Source organism: Streptomyces sp. NPDC047079 (assembly GCF_040643755.1).
Classification (GTDB): domain Bacteria; phylum Actinomycetota; class Actinomycetes; order Streptomycetales; family Streptomycetaceae; genus Streptomyces.
The window spans coordinates 49,415-66,882 of the sequence record NZ_JBEYUZ010000021.1 but is presented as its reverse complement, the minus strand read 5'-3'; the positions used below and the strand labels follow the sequence as shown (position 1 = coordinate 66,882).

The window sequence follows — 17,468 nt, the reverse complement described above, 5'->3', positions numbered from 1 at the left end:
AGCGACGACGTCCGTCGAACGGGGTGCCGAACCGCTGCAGGGACAACGGCATCGGTGCGTCGATTCCCGTCACGCCCCCACCGGAGTGAACTGATAGGCCTCGCGCAGCTTGGCCAGTGCGCCGGCGCTGATCTCGGCCGGCTTGCCCCGGCCTATGTTCTCGGCGACCGCGCCGTTGAAGGCCCCGACCGCGCCCTTGACCTGTTCCAGGGTCATCCCCCGGCGCATCAGGTAGAAGACGCTCCACAGCTCGAAGCCCGTCTGCGGCAGCCAGTGCGGCTCGCGGACGGTCGCGAAGAGATCGTCCACGATGCCGATCGCGGTCTTCGCGTCCATCGTGTTGTGCGACCAGGTGAACATGGATCCTTGAATGCCCAGTTCGTCACGCTTTTCCCATACCGGCGTGATCGGATCCGCGTACCAGAGTTGCGCTCGGAAGAAGTCCGGGCGTGCTTCCTCCAGCAGGCTTCGCGTCTCGGCGACGGTCTCCTCGGTCTCGCCGGGGAAGCCCACGATGAGATTCGCGTGGGTGACGATTCCGTTCTTCTTCAGGGCGGGGATGGCTGCGAGGTAGTCGGCCCGCCGCGCGGTCTTGTTCATCGCCTCCAGCATCTTGTCCGAGCCCGACTCGATGCCGAGGAAGACCCCCTCGCACCCGGCCTCCGCCATGAGATCGATGACCTCCTGGTCTCCGTGATCGCTCCGGTAGAAGCAGTTCCATCGGAATCCGTACTGCTTGTCGATCATCATGCGCAGGAGCTTCTTGAAGCGGCCTTTGGGGACGTTGAACGTGTCGTCGAGGAAGGTCAGGTTCGTCACCGAACCGGACTCCTTGATCCGATCCAGGTCGGCCTCTACCTGCTGGGGCGAGAGGTACACGTACTTGCCGGCGCGCGCGGGGAAGCCGCAGAACGCGCACGAATACGGACACGACTTCGCGGTGCGCAGCGAGACGAAGTTCCCGAGCGATGAGAACGCGCCGTAGTCGACCGGGTTCTCGTCGAGGGGGTTCGACTCGAGTTCCGTGGCGTTGAAGACGAATTCGTCGCCGTCGCGGTAGATCGCGTTCGGCACGCCCCGCGGCTGCCGGCCCTCGCGCAGTTCGGACAACACCCGGGCCAGGGTGAGCTCGCCCTCGTTGCTGTCCACGTAGATGTCCGCACCGATCATGGAGAAGAGGGCGCTGAGGTCCTTCTTCTCCAGCTGCTTGCGATAGTTCTGGACGAACGGCCCGCCGACCACGATGGTCGTCTCCGGCGAGTGCTCCCGGACGGTCCTCACCACTTCCATGACCGGGCCGGCCGTGACGTACAGCGTCGTCGTCACCGCCACCGTGAGTGGCTTGTCCGCCAGTTTCTGCCGAAGCTCCTCCTTCTCCTGCTGGAAGAGGTTGACATAGTCGAACGAAAATCCGTGCCGGTTCAGGAAGGAGCCGAGATATGCGATGGCCGGCCACAGCATCTCAAAATTGTGGTACCGCCTCCTGTCACCGTGGGAGTCAGGGACGTTCAGGCGGTTGAAGATGTCCAGCGCGCGCATCGGTGTACCGTCCCATTGCACGTAGCTCAGGGCGAGATCGCGAAAGGCTCCCGACTCGACGCCCATTCGCTCCACCATTTCGACATCGCTCGGGAAGTGCCCGTCGTTGTGCCCGATTATCAGACAGTCCACCATGATCGTCTCCTCATTCCACTCGTTTCTCGCCCCGAGTCGGTACCTTTGCGCCACTCCACGTGATGCCGCTGTCGAGAACATCGAGGACGGCCCGGTACCGCTCCCGTAGCTGCTCCGGTGACACGGCGTCGATCCACACATCGCAGATGCGTCCCAGCGACCCGCTTCGCCAGTCGACGGGCCGGCCGCGCTTGGCGAAGAAGTCCACCCCGAAGACACCGGGAAGCGCGCGGAGACGAGCTGCGGAGGGAGTCGCCTCCACCACCGTGGCCTCCATGGGCGCCTGCACATAGACGAGCATCGCCAGCCGGCTCGGCTCGCCGAAGTCCCGCGGCAGCGGGACTCCCAGGGCGATGTCCACGGCGAGGCGCACCGGGTCCAGCCCCAGAGCACGCGGGATCAGGCGCGACATGGTGCCGCCCAACCGCCCGTTCACCTCGATGATCTGCGGCCCGTCAGGGGACATCTTGATCTCGGTGTGCACCAGACCGGTCGTGATCCCCGTGGCTGTGATGGCACGCTCGGCCAGATCGATGACCGATGCCGCCGTCTTCTCCTCCGGGAGCATCGGGAAGACGAGGCCGCCTTCCCTCAACGGCGCCGCCAACGGCAGCCGCGCACTCACCCCGAGGTGCCTGATCACTCCCCCGGTTACGGCGGACTCGACGGAGAGGTAGTCGGCGAGCCAGTCGGCGCCGTAGATGTCGGCGCCGCGTATGTATTCCTCGAAGACATAGGTCTGGCCGGGCGGAAGCTCGTGGAGCCGGGCCGGCAGCTCGTCCTCCGATTCGACGAACACCGTGTTCCGGCTCGCCGCACCTTCCTCCGGCTTGATGACCGCGGGGTAGTCGGCCGGGGCCGGCAAGGACACTGATTCCGGGTCATCGAGGCGGAAGGCGAAGGTACTGACACGGCCCACGCCGGCGGCGTTCAGACGCTCCCGCTGCCTCAGCTTGCTCGTGAGCAGCTCGCAGGTCGCCTGGCTGTTGTGCGGAAGGCCGAAGGCTTCGGCGACGGCCGCCGCGAGCCGCATCGTCGATTCGGCGAACGTCACCACTCCACGGGGCTTCAGCGGCGCGAGCCTCTCCACCACGCGCGATGGGTTCCCGCCGTGCGACACCACTGGAGCCAGTTCTTCCAGCATCGGCACGAGTGGAGCCGCTTGCGCGTCTTGTTCATGGACGAGGAACACGAAGTCCGTCCGCCCGTCGCAGGCCTCGGCGATCTGCAGGGGGCTCGCCGGGCCGACGGTGTAGGGAACTATGAGCATCGCTCACCTTCCATGCCGGTCTTCGTGTCCGTCGGCCGGCCGTGCCACGACGACCACAGCCGCGCGTAGTAGCCGTCGTTCGCGAGCAGCTCCGTATGCGAGCCGAGCTCCACGACCCGGCCGTCTTCGATGACCGCGATGCGGTCGGCGTCGTAGGCGGTGTGCAGGCGGTGCGCGATGGTGATCACGGTCCGGCCCGCCAGCAGGGCGTTCAGCGACCGCTCCAGGTCGCGTGCCGAGCTCGGGTCCAGCAGCGAGGTCGCCTCGTCCAGGACGAGGACCTTCGGGTCGGCGACGATCAGCCGGGCGATGGCCAGTTGCTGGGACTGAGCCGGGCTCAGGCTTGTGCCGCCGGACCCGATGGTCGTGTCGAGTCCGTCCGGCAGGGCCTGCACCCACTCCCTCGCCTCCACCGCCTTCAGCGCTGACCAGATCGCCTCGTCGCCGGCGGAGTCACCGGCCCTGACCGCCAATGCCAGGTTTTCCCGGAGTGTGCCTCCCAGAACGTACTGTTCGTGGCTGACCAGAGCCACCTCACTGCGCAGCTGCTCCAGGGGAAGCTCGACGAGGGGGGCGTCGCCAAGCCGGACCGAGCCCGAACGGGGGCCGTGGATCCCGGCCATCAGGCGGCCCAAGGTGGATTTGCCGGCACCGGACGGTCCCACTACCGCCAGCCGTTCGCCTTTGCGGACCGTGATGTCGATGCCGTGCAGAACCTCCGGGCCGTCGCCGTAGCCGAAGGTGACCTTCTCGACGGTGAGACCCTGCCTGCTGTCCACCGTGTGCTCGCGGACCTGTCGGTCCGGCGGGACCTCCGTCACCCCCAGCAGCCGCTGCAGTGAGGTCGTGGCGGTCTGCACCTCGGTGAGCCAGTCCCGCGCCTGCGAGATGGGCTCCGACATCTGCTGCGTGTACAGCACGACAGCGGTGACGGCGCTGAGGCTGGCCCAGCCCTTGCTGTAGAAGTAGCCACCCAGCAGCAGGGCCGCGACCGTCGGCAGCCGGTATCCGATCTCCGCGGTCGGCAGGAAGACCGTCCGCAGCCGCAGGGTGCCGATGTCGGCGGCGTAGGTGGCCGCGACCGACGCGTCGCCGGCCTCGACGCGCCGCTTCGCCAGTCCCAGGGCCTCGATCGTCGCCGCGCCGTCCGTCGAGGCGGCCAGTTCCTCGGTCATGCCGGCCGCCGCCGTCTTGTACGCGCGGTAGGCATCCGTCGACCGGCTCAGATACCAGCGGGTGACGAGTACGACCGGCGGCAGCGCGACCAGGATCACCAGCGTCAGCCCTGGAGAGACCGCGAGCATGCCGACGACGCTCAGCAGGAACGTGAAGCCGGCGGTCAGGATCGCCGGCAGCGCGTACTGAGCGGTCCGTTGCATCTCGTCGACGCCGCGCGAGGCCCGGGAGATCAGATCGCCGGAACCGGCGCTCTCCGCCGTGGACAGCGGCAACGCGAGCACTCGTTCGATGAATTTCTCTCGCATTTCGGCCAGGACGGCCTGGCTGAGCTTGCCGCCCTGCACCGTCGCGCCACGAATGAGCCATGCCTGCACCAGGACGAAGAACAGCAGCACGATGACGACCCTGCTCACGTGCCCGGCGGTCGTCCCACCGGCCACGTCCTGCACCAACTCGCCGAGCAGCCGAGGGCCGACCAGCCCGGCCGCGGCCGCGGCCGCGTTCAGTCCCAGGGTGCCTGCCAGCAGCTTCGGGTGACGGCGCATCGTGTGCCACCCGTACCTGCGGGCGGCTGCGGGATCGGAGACGGGAAGAATCTTGGGGGGCACAGGGATCACGCCTCTCCGCGGCTCACGACGGCCGCATAGGCAGGGGAGTCGGCGAGAAGCTCCCGGTGCCTGCCGACGGCCGTGACCACGCCGTCCTCCACCATGCAGACCGAGTCGGCCTGGGCCAGCATCAGGGCACTGGACGTGAAGACCACCGTGGAGCGGCCCGCCCGATGCCGCACGAGCCGCTCACCGATCCGTGCCTCGGTCAGCGCGTCCACGGCGCTCGTCGGGTCGATCAAGATCAAGGTCTCGGGTTCGGCGGCCAGGGCCCTGGCCAGCCTGAGCCGCTGCTGCTGGCCGGTGGAAAGGTTCTTCGCCCCGTGCTGGAGCACCGTGTCCAGGCCGCCGTCCAGGCCCCTGATGATGTCCTCGGCACAGGCCGCGTGGAGGGACCGCTTCAGCTCGGCCCGGTCGATCTCGCGTCCCGGAGCAGTGAGCTCGCCGCTGAGCGGGCCGCCGAACAGCGCGTCCTCGTTCCGTACGAGCACGACGCGCTGCCGGAGCCAGGGCAGCGGAAGCTCCGCCAGCGGCACTCCGCCGAGTGTCGGGCTTCCGGAATCGGCGAAACGCGCCAACCGCAGTGCGAGCCGGCCGGGTTCGGCCGGGTCCGAGCAGACCACGCCGAGCACACCCGTGCGCGGAACCGACAGCTTCGACTCGCCGTCGGCGAGCTCAGCCGTGGCCGCCATGGCTGCGGGCGGCACCACGGACGGCAGGTCGACGTCGCCGTCGGACGGCTGTGTCGCCACGCCGAACTCGGGCTCGAGGCGCAGGAAGCTCGCCACTCTCCCGGACGCGACATACGCGCTCGTCGTCGCGCTCGCCGCCGCGGCGATGATCGACAGCGGCAGGGTGAGAAAGGTGGCGTAGCCGTAGAAGGCGATCATCTCGCCCACGGAGATCTCCTGCTTGATCGCCAGGGTGGCCGCGAGCCACGTCACTCCGACGGCGAACACACCGGGCGCGAGCACTTGCATGGCGTCGAACAGCGACTGGACGCGGGCCACCTGGACCCCCGCCTCGCGCAGGCTCTGCGACTTTCTCCGGTAGCGCTGTTCGAAGGCCTTTTCTCCGCCGATGCCACGAAGCACCCTCAAGCCCGCCGCGATGTCGACGGCGATGGAGGTCAGCTGCGACTGCAGGGCACGGAAGCTGGATTGCCGCTGTTGCAGGATCTTCGTCAGAAAGGCGGTGACGGCCATCAGGACCGGCGTGCCGACGAAGACGGTCAGGCCGAGCGGGATGGAAGCGCTGAACATGAGCACCCCCACCACGATGATGGCGCCGGCAGCGCCCATGGTGACCGGGAGGTGCTGGAAGACTCCGCCGATCGAAGCGATGTCAGCGCTGCCGATGGTCACGACCTCGCCGTTGGCGACCACCTTAGGCAGGGTCGCCCCGAGTTTCGTGACGTGCCGGGTGACCAGCTGGACCGTGCGGAACTCGGAGGCGTAGAGGTTGGCCATCGCACTGCGGTGCCGCCCGATGCCCGCGCCTGCGGTCAGCAGGGTCAGAAGCAACGCCACAAGGCTCCAGCGAACCAGTTCGCTGCTGTCCTTGCTCGCGATGCCCGAACCGATGGCCCGGCCGAGCACCGCGGGCATCAAGGAGAGCGAGACCAGCCAGATCACGCCCCACACGGTGCCCAGTGCCACCGGCTGCCATTGCCGTCTGGCAAGCCACAGCAGATAGCGGGCCGCCGAGCGGTTGTCCGGTACGCCGGGGTCGGGGACAGGGAATTTTTTCACGTCACTGTTCTTTCCGCAGGGTGCCTCGTGCCCGGACAGGCTCGTCCGGTCGTGTCAGGCCCCAGATGAGCCAGTTGCCGAATTCGTCGAGGAGGCCCTGCACCGTCGCCGCCGACAACACCGCGGTGTCGTATTCCCAGTACGTGTGCAGCCGCTCGCCCACGAGCTTGACGTCGACGATCAGGTCGAGCTTCGCCTCCTGGCGCGGCATCAGGATGCGCTGTGCCTGGATGCCCGCGAAGTCGATGGTGGTGCCGCCCTCGTTGTGGAGCGTCAGCATGATCTCGTAAAGAGCCCTGCTGTTGCCGGCCTGCTCGGCCGCGCGGGCGTTCATCACCTCTTCGACGCGGAAGTCTGTTCGCCCGAGAGCGTCCGCGAACCTCGCGTGGCTGTCTTGAACGATCTCGCTGAACGAGTTGTCACCGTCGCCGACGCTCGTCCTGAGTGGGAGCGTCTCCATGAACAGCCCGATGGTGTCCCGGTAGGTCGCATCGTCCCTGTTGGTGACCGGCACACCGATGACCGTTTCCCTCTGGGAACTCACCGTGCACATGGCGAGCGCCAGGGCGCTGTGCAGGGCGTTGAACCGGGTGACACCCAGCCGCCGGCACTCACCGTCCAGGCGGTCGAGAGTCTCCCCCTCGATGACCAGTTGCAGTACTCCGGCGGGCTCGCCGGCAGCGGTTCGACGCTTTGTCCTCGGCAGGTTGTGTGTCGTCGGAGCGCCTTTCAGTGCCTCGATCCACCACTGGGTGTTGGCCTTGACCGTGTCGCTGTCACCGGCCGGCCCGGCGGCATACTGCTGGAAAGGCACCGGGCGGCCTGCCTCAGGTGTCTTACCGGCCGAGATCTCCGCGTACAGGCGCGTCAGGTCCTCCAGGAGGATCTTCTCCGACCAGTCGTCGAAGATGATGTGGTGCACGATGATCTGCAGATCGGCGGAGCCGTCCTGCCTGTCGTGGACGAATGCCTTGCACAGCGGATCGGTGAAGAGATTCACCGCGCTGCTTCGCCGCGCCAGGATCCGTTTCAGTGACTCCTCGTGGTCGCCGCACGCGACGACCACGACGCAGTCCTGACTGGCCGTGGCCTCACCGGCCATGAGCACCGGGAGTCCGGATCGTTGCGATACCCGGGACTTGAGGATGGGATGCCTGTCCATCAGCGCGATCAGGGCAGTCCTGAGGTGATCGACATCGACGCCCTCGTCGATGTGGAAGCACAGTGAGATCGCGTGATCCGTCCCGGATCCCAGTTTCTCCATGAAGTAGAACCGGCGCTGAGCAGCGGTCAGTCCGACCTCGCCGTGGTCGCTCGGCGCCGTCGCCGGAAGAACGTCATGTGCGGCCGCGGTTGCCGGGTCGGGGGTGAGGAGCGCGCACTGTTCGCTGAGCGTCGCGTGGCGATAGAGCACGTCGAGCGTCACGCCGGTGTCGAACTCCTCGTTCATCCGCATCAAGAGCAACGTCACCAGGAGCGAATTCCCGCCCAGCGAGAAGAACGAGGAATCCGTCGGCAGTTCGCCGGAGACCCCCAGGACCTTCCGCCAGATCGCGCTCAGTCTGCTCATGATCTCATCTGGCTGCTCCGCGCCGTCGTCCTGCTGGGCCGGTGCCTGCCGGGGAGCGGTGAGTCTGGGAAGGTCGACCTTTCCGTGAGCGGTCAGCGGCAGTTCCGCGAGCAGCGTGATGGTGTCCGGCACCATGTATCTCGGCAGAAGCTGCCGGAGGGCGTTGCGCAGCTCGGTTTCGTTCTCCCATGTCCGTGGCGCCGACGCCGCCGGCACGACGTAGGCAGAGAGCCGTTGGCCGTCCTCGGATATCGCGCAGGCGCAGTCGACGACCCCCTCGACGCCGCCGATCACCGCCTCGATCTCGGCCAGGCTGACTCGGAACCCCCGGATCTTGATGTTGCCGTCGCTGCGGCCGTGATAGCGGAACGCCGGCCCGATGAGCGATGCCTGGTCGCCGGTGTGGTAGCCGACGGCGCCGTCCATCGAGGGGACGGCCCGGAAGGCGGCTGCCGTCTGGCCGCTGTCCAGGTAGCCACGGGCCAGCGCGGCGCCCATGATGACGATCTCGCCGCGCTGGTAGGGGACGCAGGCCATGTCCCGGTGCACCACGGCTATCGTCGTGTTGCAGATCGGAGTCCCGATCGGGACGGAGCCGGTCCGGGTGTCCGGGTCGGTGATCTCGTGGACGACGCATCCGACCGTGGCTTCGGTCGGACCGTACTCGTTGAAGAACTGGCTCTTCGCGAAGGCCCGGTACCAGGGCGCCACGACAGCGGCCTTGAGGTCTTCGCCGCCGATGACGAAGACGTGCCTGGCGTCCGACGGCTGCTGCGTGACCCCTAGGTTCGACAACGCCACCAGGTGTGAGGGAGTCAGCTTCAGCAGGAGCCGGTCGCCTTGGTGTCGCATGAGCAGTTGTCGCAGCTCGCTGATTTCGTTGTCCTCCTCGACCACCTGGAGTGTCAGGCCCGCGGTGAGGGCGAACAGGGTGGTGGTGACGGTCGCGTCGAACGAGTGCGGGCTGGACAGGACCGCGACCTGCGGATCGCGGTCGAGGTACGTGGCGGTGCAGTGGGCGAGATAGTTCACCACCGATCCGTGGGTCACCGCGACGCCCTTGGGCTTTCCGGTGGAACCGGAGGTGAAGATGACGTAGCACAGATCCGCGTGCTGAAGCTCTGCCCGCGCTGTGGGAGTAGAGGTGCCGGTCGACGGAATCTCCCGCCGCCGTATCACGGTGACGGCCTGTGGATGCGCATGCGCATCGTCGTCCTCGACGACGGCGAAGGCGATGCGGTGCTCACTCAGGAGAGCTGACTGGTTCCGCCGCAGATATTCCGAATCCATCGGGACGTACGCGGCCCCCGCCTTGTTCACCGCGAGCATCGTCACCAGGAACTCGGCGGACCGCTTCAGGCACACCGCCACCAGGTCGCCCTTGCGTACGCCCTTGTCGCGCAGCAGGGCGGCCATGGCGTCCGACCGCGCGTCCAGGCTGCGGTAGTCGACGGCGCCCCCGGGGGTGCCGCGGACCGCGTGCCGTTGCGGAGTGGCGACGGCTGCGCGGGCGAAGGCATCGAGATAGCTGTGGTCCGTCAGGGGTACCGCCGGGCCGGTCATCAAGGCCAGGGAAGGCTCGCCGCCGGCGCGTCCACCGAAATCCAGCCGGCCGAGCGGCACGGCCGGATTGCCGACCGCGGTCTCGACGAAGGATCCGAAGAGCTCCGCCATCGTCTGCATGCGCTGCGCCGAGAACAGGCTCTTCTTGTATTCCCAGTAGATCGTGAGACGGTCGTCGATCACCTTGGAGTTGAACAGGAGATCGAACTTCGATTCGACCGCCGCCGCTTTGATCGGACGTGCCTGGCAGTCGTGGAAGGGGAACACGCTGCGCCCTTCCGGGTGGAGCGCGAGCACGATCTGGAGGATCGGGTTCATGCCCGAGACCCGCTCCGGGTTGACATGCTCGACGAGTCGGTCGAAGGGCACGTGCCGGTGCGCGAACGCCTCCCGGTAGTACTCCCACTCCGCCACGATCAGCGAATCGAGCGTCTGCGCCCAGTCGATACGGTGCCGGAAGGGAACCGTGTTGACGTACATCCCCATCGCCGCGCTGTCGGCCTCCGTCTCCCGGCAGTCGTAGGGGGCGCCGACGACGAGGTCGTCCTCGCCGGACAGGAAGGAGAAGAAGAGTCCGAGGACGGCGTTCAGCACGACGAACATCGTCGTCCGGTGGCGCCGTGCGAGGCCGGCGAGTACGGCCGTGACCTTGACGGACAGCTCCGAACACAGGGATTCGCCGTCGTGAGCGGACTGGGTCGCGCGGTCGCCGTCAAGCGGCAGGGAGTGCCTCATCGGCGCTCCGTCCAGCTGCCTCGCCCAGAAGTCCAGGCTCTCGGGGCCCGACCATTCGGTCCGGGCGAGGTACCTGAAGAAGGCGGCGCCATCGTCGCGCCAGCGCGGCTCGCGGCCTTGCAGGGACGCCTCGTAGCACTCCTGGAGGTCCTCGATGAGGATCGCCTCGGCGGCGCCGTCGGTGATGATGTGATGGATGCACAGCATCAGGTAGTGGGTGTCGGGCGACGCGGCGACGAGCGCCGCCTCGACGAGCGGGCCGGTCGCGAGGTCGAAGGGCCGGTTGATCCGCTCGATGAGAAGCCGCTCGGCGCGCTCGGGGCTCAGGCCGGGAATCTCCATGTACGACAGCGTGAGGTCGGAGGCGTCGCGCAGCCGGATGAAGACGGTGTCGCCTTCCTCCTCGAAATAGCTCCTGAGCACCTGATGATGGGCTACGACCTGCTGGAACGCCGTCCGCAGAGCGCTGACGGACAGGGGGCCGGTCAGTTCGAGCAGCAAGGTCGTGTTGTACAGGGTCGAGGGTCCCGATGACTTCGCGATCGTCCAGAAGCGCTGTTGCAGCGGCGAGATCGCCATCTGCTGGCTGGGGTTGTCGCCCGGCGCGACGCTCGGGTCGGCCTCATTGCGGCTCGCCGCGACGAGCTCGGCGAAGTCCCGCAGCCTCGGCCGGTCGAAGACGGACTTGGCGCGCAGCTCCAGGCCGAAGGCCCGGTTGACGGCGTGTACATACCGGGCGGCCAGCAGAGAATGCCCGCCGACGGCGAAGAAGTCGCTCTCCCGGTCGATCCGCTCGCTGTTCGCGAGCAGGTCCCGCAGGATCTGCGCCAATGCGGATTCGGTCTCTCCCGCCAGTTCTCCGAGGCCGCCGGCCGCCTCTCGGCGGGATGCCAGCAGGCGCAGCGCGTGGCGATCGAGTTTTCCGGTTTTGCTGAGGGGGAAGGCCGGCACCAGTACGAACTGGTCCGGGCGCATGTGCGGAGGAAGCAGGGTCGCGACGCCTTCGGCGACCCGGCTGATCAGGGCACCGGCGGACCGACCCGCTGTCGGCGTGGTGCTCAGCGGCCCGGTCCGGCCGCCGTTCGACGGTGCCGCGAGGCCCGCGCTGTCGGCGTACTGCGCGCGATCGGACCGGAAGACGACGACGTCGAGGCGGCTGACGGAGCCGTTGTCGTCTCGGGCGTAGTGGGCGCTGGTTTGCAGCCCATGAGCATCCGCCACCCTTTGCAGCCGTGTCAGCACCTCCTGCGGGGGTTGCGGCTCGGCCGGCTGCGCGGCTCGTGGGCCGGCTGTCACGCTCGACTTGGCTGTGCGCAGCGTGTCGCAGTGATCGGCGGTTCGGGGGTTACGGACACCTCGGACGATGGCGGTGCCGCTCTCGCCGGTGGCGAGTGATCGCCACAGGTCGTCGGCCTCGGCGAGGTCTGCGTCCCGGACTTCGACCGGGCCCGCCGAACCCACGTGATGCAGGCTGCCCGGATCCTTGCTCAGGATGACGTCATAGCGGAAGTCGAACAGTTCATTCGAGATGGGGCCGGTGCGCGGCAGGACGCTTACTCCGGCCACGCTCTCCCGCTGTGCGGCGAACTCGGTCCAGTACTCATCGGAGATGAGAAGCTCGGTCACCTGCTCGGACTGCGCGTACGCCAGTTGCAGACGTTCCAGGTCCGGCCGTGCTTCGCCGTCCGGTGCCTGGGCGTCCACCACGGACAGGCTGAATTCGTCCAGCAGGTCGTGATTGCGGACGTCGCCGACGAAGACGTTGCGGACGCAGTCGATGGCCAGGACCTTGTCCAGTACCTCTTCCAGGTAGTCCAGGCCGGGGAAATACTGGACCACCGAGTTGATGATCACGGTGTCGACGGCTGCCTCGCGGACACGCTCGGCATACCGGTCGATGTCGATCGCCTCGCAGGTGAAGAACGACAGCGGGCCCGTGCTGATCTTCCTGGCGTTTCGTTCGTTCATGGCGATGATCTGCGATGAGAAGTCGCAGGCCAGGTAGTTGTCCACGCGACGGCTGAGTGGATAGGCGATGATGCCGAGGCCGCAGCCGATCTCCAGCACGCTCTTCGGCTGGACGGTCGAGATCCGCTCGAGTGTGCTCGAAAGCCAGGAGCGCATCTCCTGTTCAGGGATCTGTTCACCGGTGTAGGAGCTCATCCAGCCCGACGCGTTGAACTCGATGTCCCCGGTGACCCGCTCGGCATACGCGAAGTCGTAGACTTCCCGCCACTGTTCGACCACCGCTTCGGCGTCGATCTGTGTCTGAGTGCCCTCGTGTCCGGCACCCTCGGCCGAGTCGTCCTTCCGGATGAACGCGACCACCCTTGCCGTGCCGTGCGCGTCTTCGTCGATCAGGACCTCGGCCCGTCCCACGCCGGCCGTCGACTCCAGCGCGGCCCTGATCTCCCCGAGCTCGACGCGGTACCCGCGAACCTTCACCTGGTCGTCTTGCCGGCCGAGGAACACCAGCTGGCCGTCGTTGCGCCGGCGGACCCAGTCTCCCGTCCGGTAGCCGCGTCCGGCGCCCGTGTCGAAGAACGCCGCGGGCCCGTCCTGGGGTTCGCCGAGATATCCCGCGGCGACCTGTGCGCCCCGGATCACCAGTTCGCCGGCTGCCCCGAAAGGCACCGCGGCGCCGTCCGCCGTCTCGATCGTGAACTCGACGCCGGGCAACGGCCGCCCGATCGGGAGTGCTCCTGAAGTCGCCGGATCGTTCACGTCCGCGACGAAGACGCCGATCGTGGTCTCGGACGGCCCGTAGTGGTTGTGGACGGCGACCGACGCCGGAATGTCGCGCAGTGCGCGGACGACCGCCGGCGGGGCCGCCTCTCCCCCGAGCAGGAGGGTCTTCCTCGGCAGCAGATCGGTGATCGGGTGCGTTTCGAGCAAGGCGGCCAGATGGCTGGGCGTGATCTTCAGGACGTCCGTTTCGTTCCGCCGCAGGAACGTTCTCATGGCGGCGCCGTCGAGGATGTCGTCGCGAGTCGCGATGTCCAGCCGCCCACCGGTGGCGAGGGCGCCGAACAGGACCGTGTTGCCGAAGTCGGTCGCCACACTCGACTGCCAGCAGTAGCGCGCCTTGGGCTGCAGGCGCAGCCTTCCGACCACGCCCCCGAGGTAGGCGGCCAGGTTCCGGTAGGTGACCCGTACGCCCTTGGGCCGACCGGTAGAACCCGACGTGAACACGTAGTAGAGGTCGTCGTCCGCGGACACCGGCCCCCGCGGGCCGCGGCTGTCCGCCGTCAGGGTCCGAACATCGACGGCGTCCACGTCCCCCCTCTTGTCGAGCGGGCCGTGCTCACCGTCCGTCAGCAGGCACCGGGGGTCGGCGGCCCCGAGGATCATCGCGCGCCGGGCCGCACTGTCATTCCGGTCGAGGGCGACGTACGTTCCGCCGACGGACATGATGGCGACGATCGTCTGCACCAGCTCGATGGACCGCTCCATGTCGAGGGCGAACACGCCGCTCGGGCCGAACCTTTCGGCCAGCGCCCCGCCGATCTCTCCGGCTCGGCGCATCAGTTCGCCGTAGGTCATCTGCCGGGTGCCGTCGCTGACCGCCACCCGGTCGGGTTCGGCGTCAGCAAGCGCCGCGATCCGCTCGAGGACGTCGATGTTCTCGTCCAGGTCGAGGGCGTCGGTGCCGCCCGCTTCCTGCGGGGTCCGCTCCGCCAGTGAAGTCCTCAGGTCCGCGACGGGTACCTCGACGCTTTCGGAGGCGATCTCCACCATCTGGGAGAACCATCGGGCCCACCGTTCGATGGTCGCCTTGTCGAAGACGCTTTCGTCGTAGACCCACAGCAGCTCCCGTCCACGGCTGCCGTCGGCCTTGACGAAGACCTCGAGGTCATACCGGCTGCGGTCCTGGACGTCCGGCAGCACTTCGATCCGCGTGCCGTCCAGGGCCGGACCGCCGGCGCCGAAATTCTGCAGGGCCAGGACGATCTGGAAGATGGGCGTTGTGTCGTTGCGTCCGTCGGTCACGGCCGCCACGACGCGCTCGAACGGCACTTGCTGGAAGGCGTAGCCGAACTCGATCTCGACCATCTTGGTGGCCAGCACGTCGGCGAACGTGTCGTCCTGGTGGACCGCCCCGCGCACCGAGATCATGTTGACGAAGAAGCCAACGGTCTCTTGGATGTCCGGCAGCTCGCGGTTGGCGATGGGGCTGCCTATGACCGTCTCCTGCCGGCCGCTGACGAGCGCCACCAGAATCGCGAGGACGGAGTGCAGCCCGGCGAACTCGTTCGCCCCGGCGGCGATGCACCGCTTGGTGAACGAGTCATAGACATCGCCCGTGATCCGCTGCGTATGGATGCCGGCGGCCTGACCTCGCGTGCCCTGGACCCCGCCGTCGACCGGCATGCCATGGACCAGCGGCGCACCGTCCAGGCGATCCCGCCAGCGGTCCACGAGGGTGTCAAGGACTTCGCCGGTGATCATCCGGCGCTGCCACCGCGCATACTCCGCATACGCGGATCCGGAGCTCTCGTGCCCGGCATCCGGCGCATCGTAGAATCGGCTCAGCTGCCGCCATATGAGCGGCATCGACCAGCCGTCACACGCTATGTGATGGATATTGAGAATCACGTAGCACACATCATCGGGCGCGACGACCAGTCGGCACCGCACCGGGATCTCGGCGCTCAGATCGAACTGGTGACTAGACTCGGCAAGCTGTGCCGACTGAGCCTTCGCCAGGGCCTCCTCGGGCGTTCCCGCTTCCTCTCGGACGATGTGCAGGTCCGTGTCGAGTACGACCTGGCTGATTGCATCGCCCGTCATCCGGTAAACCGCGCGCAGTACTTCGTTCTCACTGACCACGCGGCGCAACGCGCTGCAGAGTCGGTCGATGTCCAGATCGCCCCGGATGCAGAAGGTCTCGATCGAGTTGTACTCCTCGGAGCGCTCCGCGATCTCGTTGAGCACCCACAATCGCTCCTGCTGGTAGCTCAGCGGTGCCGGGCCGTCGGCATCATCGGCGCCCCCCATCTGCGCCGCCTGAGACAGCAGGTGAGCGATGATCTCCGCCTTGTGCAGTCGGACGAAATCCGCTTCGGCGGGCGCCAGTTCACCGGCTCCGGCCGATTTGAGCGTGCCCTGCTCCAGGTAGAATCGCACGCCACGGCGACCCAGATCCTGCAAGAAGGGCAGCAGGTCTCCGTCTGCCGCGACGTCCCCCTGAGAAACCACTGCGATCTCCTACCTTTCTGGTCATGCATCGACTCAACCGCGGTAGCAGCAGCCGCCGCATCCGTGGCGACGGGCATCGAGGCTCGCGCAAGGGAACAAGCGTTGCGAAGACTTGTGCGTCTAGGGAGGGAGCGAATGACTCTCGCAGACCCCTGCAGGGAATCCGCCGACGGTCCGTGAGGGCCTGGAACTGCGATGACGAGGAATCAGTTGAACCGGCTCAGTGGGGCTGGGCCGCAGTCAGATCGCTGTGGGGGTGTCCCGGTGAGGGTCCGGCGTGCCTGCCGTCCCGGCTTGGTGCAACAGCGGCCGGCTGCGGTAGAGAAACCCGACGATGGCGGGGACCGGGCTGACGACGCGGGGCTGCGCCCCGAGCCGGTCTTGGTGGCGTGAGGAGACCGCGGGCATCTGGGACCAGTGCGAACCGGGGTTGAGATGGTGTTCCTGGTGGTATCCGTCGTTGAAGGTGAGGAAGTTGTACACGCGGCTGTAGTGGCTCACCGAGTCCGCCGCTCGGTCCTCCGGGTTGGCACCGTAGTGCCGGTAGTAGTTCTGCACGTTGACCAGCGTCAGCGCGGCGAAGAACGCCGGGAGGTAGCACATCACCGTCCACTGCCAGGACAGCGTCGCGAATACGACGAGGGACAGGCAGTGCGCGGCGCGGTCGGCCTGTATCTGCCGCAGCTCGCGGGCTCTCCTGCCCTCCCGGTGTGAGGCCAGGGACAGAAGTCGCTCCTCGCCTCGACCGACGCTCCACAGGCGCGTCGTGGAGGCCACGTCCTTGGCGCGGCCGACGACCGAGTCCACCGCACCGCCGAGGGCGTAGGCCATCAGCGGCTGGTGCTGCCCGTTCTTGCCCTTGCGGTACGTGGACGACGTGTCCCGGGTGGTGCCATCGGGGCCCTGACGGTCGTTGTTGAAGCGGTGGTGGTTGCGGACATGGGTCAGTTGGTACGCCTGGACGGACTGCCCGATGTTGACGGAATTGACGAGGGACATTACAGCGTTGAGACGATTGCTGACGAACCACGGCACATGGGTGAACAGGTGCGAGATGACGATGATGTTGTAGGTCATCATCACGGTGAGCAGGGCCCCTCCGGCGGCCCTGGCCGGCAGCGAGTTCGTGTTCCAGGTGATCGCCAGTGCCAGAGTCACGCCGAATTGTGCCAGACTCAACGCCACGAGGATCGAGTCTTTGGGCGTGTTCTTCCAGATCTTCACTGATCCCCCTCGTTGCGACATGCCTTACTCCAGCCCGCCACCGTCGGATCGCAACGGGGGCGGGAGTCCGGATCGCTCTTAAACGGTCTCAATCTTTGACACCCATGCGCATGCGTGTCGCGTCGCCAAGGCGGATCCCGACTCTAGACCGTAGTGATCGATACCTCAAGGAGACCTCTGTCAACTCGCCCGTCCTACCTGACCAGTTGGTTGGACGGACGAGGAAAGGGCCCCTGGCAGGGGCGAGCACGACCGAGATCACCACGTCCTCGGCTCAACCGGGAATTGGAAAGGTCTCAGTTGAACCGGGCAATCGCCGATCGGCTATTGACACCGACCAATTGACCTTGGTGAAGTACTGCACGTTGCGAGCCGAGCCGTGATCATGGAGGGGCGGGCGGGTCGCGATGCGCGTCGAGAGGCCGGCACGGATGTGCCTAGCGGCCGATGTCCATCTGGATGATCCGACCTGCCGAGGAAGGCAATCATGTTGGAGCCCGAGGACCTGTGCTTCGTCGTGCGCAATCATGAGGACCAATATTCGCTCTGGCCTGCGAGCCGCAAGGTCCCGGCCGGCTGGGAAACCGTCGGCGACCGGGCCCCGCGATCCGTCTGTCTGGATCTGATCGCCCAGATGTGGACAGATCTGCGGCCGGCGAGCCTGCGTGCGTTCATGGACCCGGGTGCCTGAAAGG

At 67.2% G+C, this 17,468-nt stretch carries 7 protein-coding genes; 1 reads left to right on the top strand and 6 read right to left on the bottom strand.

Annotated elements, in window-relative coordinates:
* Nucleotides 1–69 precede the first annotated feature (69 nt).
* The 6 genes from ABZ823_RS24155 to ABZ823_RS24130 form a co-directional block, all read right to left on the bottom strand.
* Nucleotides 70–1,674 (bottom strand): PhpK family radical SAM P-methyltransferase, encoded by a 1,605-nt coding sequence (locus tag ABZ823_RS24155; protein WP_361664015.1) that lies wholly within the window; start codon nt 1,672–1,674, stop codon nt 70–72.
* Nucleotides 1,675–1,684: 10 nt separating this feature from the next.
* Nucleotides 1,685–2,944 (bottom strand): ATP-grasp domain-containing protein, encoded by a 1,260-nt coding sequence (locus ABZ823_RS24150; protein ID WP_361664012.1) that lies wholly within the window; start codon nt 2,942–2,944, stop codon nt 1,685–1,687.
* On the bottom strand, nt 2,935–4,740 hold the full coding sequence (locus ABZ823_RS24145; protein ID WP_361664009.1) for an ABC transporter ATP-binding protein: 1,806 nt from the start codon (nt 4,738–4,740) through the stop codon (nt 2,935–2,937). The genes ABZ823_RS24150 and ABZ823_RS24145 overlap by 10 nt, the downstream gene beginning before the upstream one ends.
* Nucleotides 4,737–6,482 carry an ABC transporter ATP-binding protein gene (locus ABZ823_RS24140; RefSeq protein ID WP_361664006.1) on the bottom strand — a complete coding sequence of 582 codons (1,746 nt, stop codon included), beginning with the start codon at nt 6,480–6,482 and terminating at the stop codon, nt 4,737–4,739. The genes ABZ823_RS24145 and ABZ823_RS24140 overlap by 4 nt, the downstream gene beginning before the upstream one ends.
* A 1-nt stretch (nt 6,483) precedes the next feature.
* Nucleotides 6,484–15,549, bottom strand: a complete 9,066-nt coding sequence (locus ABZ823_RS24135; RefSeq protein WP_361664003.1) for a condensation domain-containing protein — start codon at nt 15,547–15,549, stop codon at nt 6,484–6,486.
* Between the two features lie 240 nt (nt 15,550–15,789).
* A complete protein-coding gene (locus tag ABZ823_RS24130; protein WP_361664000.1) occupies nt 15,790–16,773 on the bottom strand; it encodes a fatty acid desaturase in 984 nt (327 codons plus the stop codon).
* Nucleotides 16,774–17,260: 487 nt separating this feature from the next.
* Between ABZ823_RS24130 and ABZ823_RS24125 the strand changes: the two genes are divergently transcribed.
* Nucleotides 17,261–17,464, top strand: a complete 204-nt coding sequence (locus ABZ823_RS24125) for an MbtH family NRPS accessory protein (protein WP_361663997.1) — start codon at nt 17,261–17,263, stop codon at nt 17,462–17,464.
* Nucleotides 17,465–17,468: the final 4 nt, after the last annotated feature.

What these genes read in the sequence shown, in the direction of transcription:
- ABZ823_RS24155 (WP_361664015.1), bottom strand. Translation starts at nt 1,674, where the DNA reads ATGGTGGACTGTCTGATAATCGGGCACAACGACGGGCACTTCCCGAGC.
- ABZ823_RS24150 (WP_361664012.1), bottom strand. Translation starts at nt 2,944, where the DNA reads ATGCTCATAGTTCCCTACACCGTCGGCCCGGCGAGCCCCCTGCAGATC.
- ABZ823_RS24125 (WP_361663997.1), top strand. Translation starts at nt 17,261, where the DNA reads ATGTTGGAGCCCGAGGACCTGTGCTTCGTCGTGCGCAATCATGAGGAC.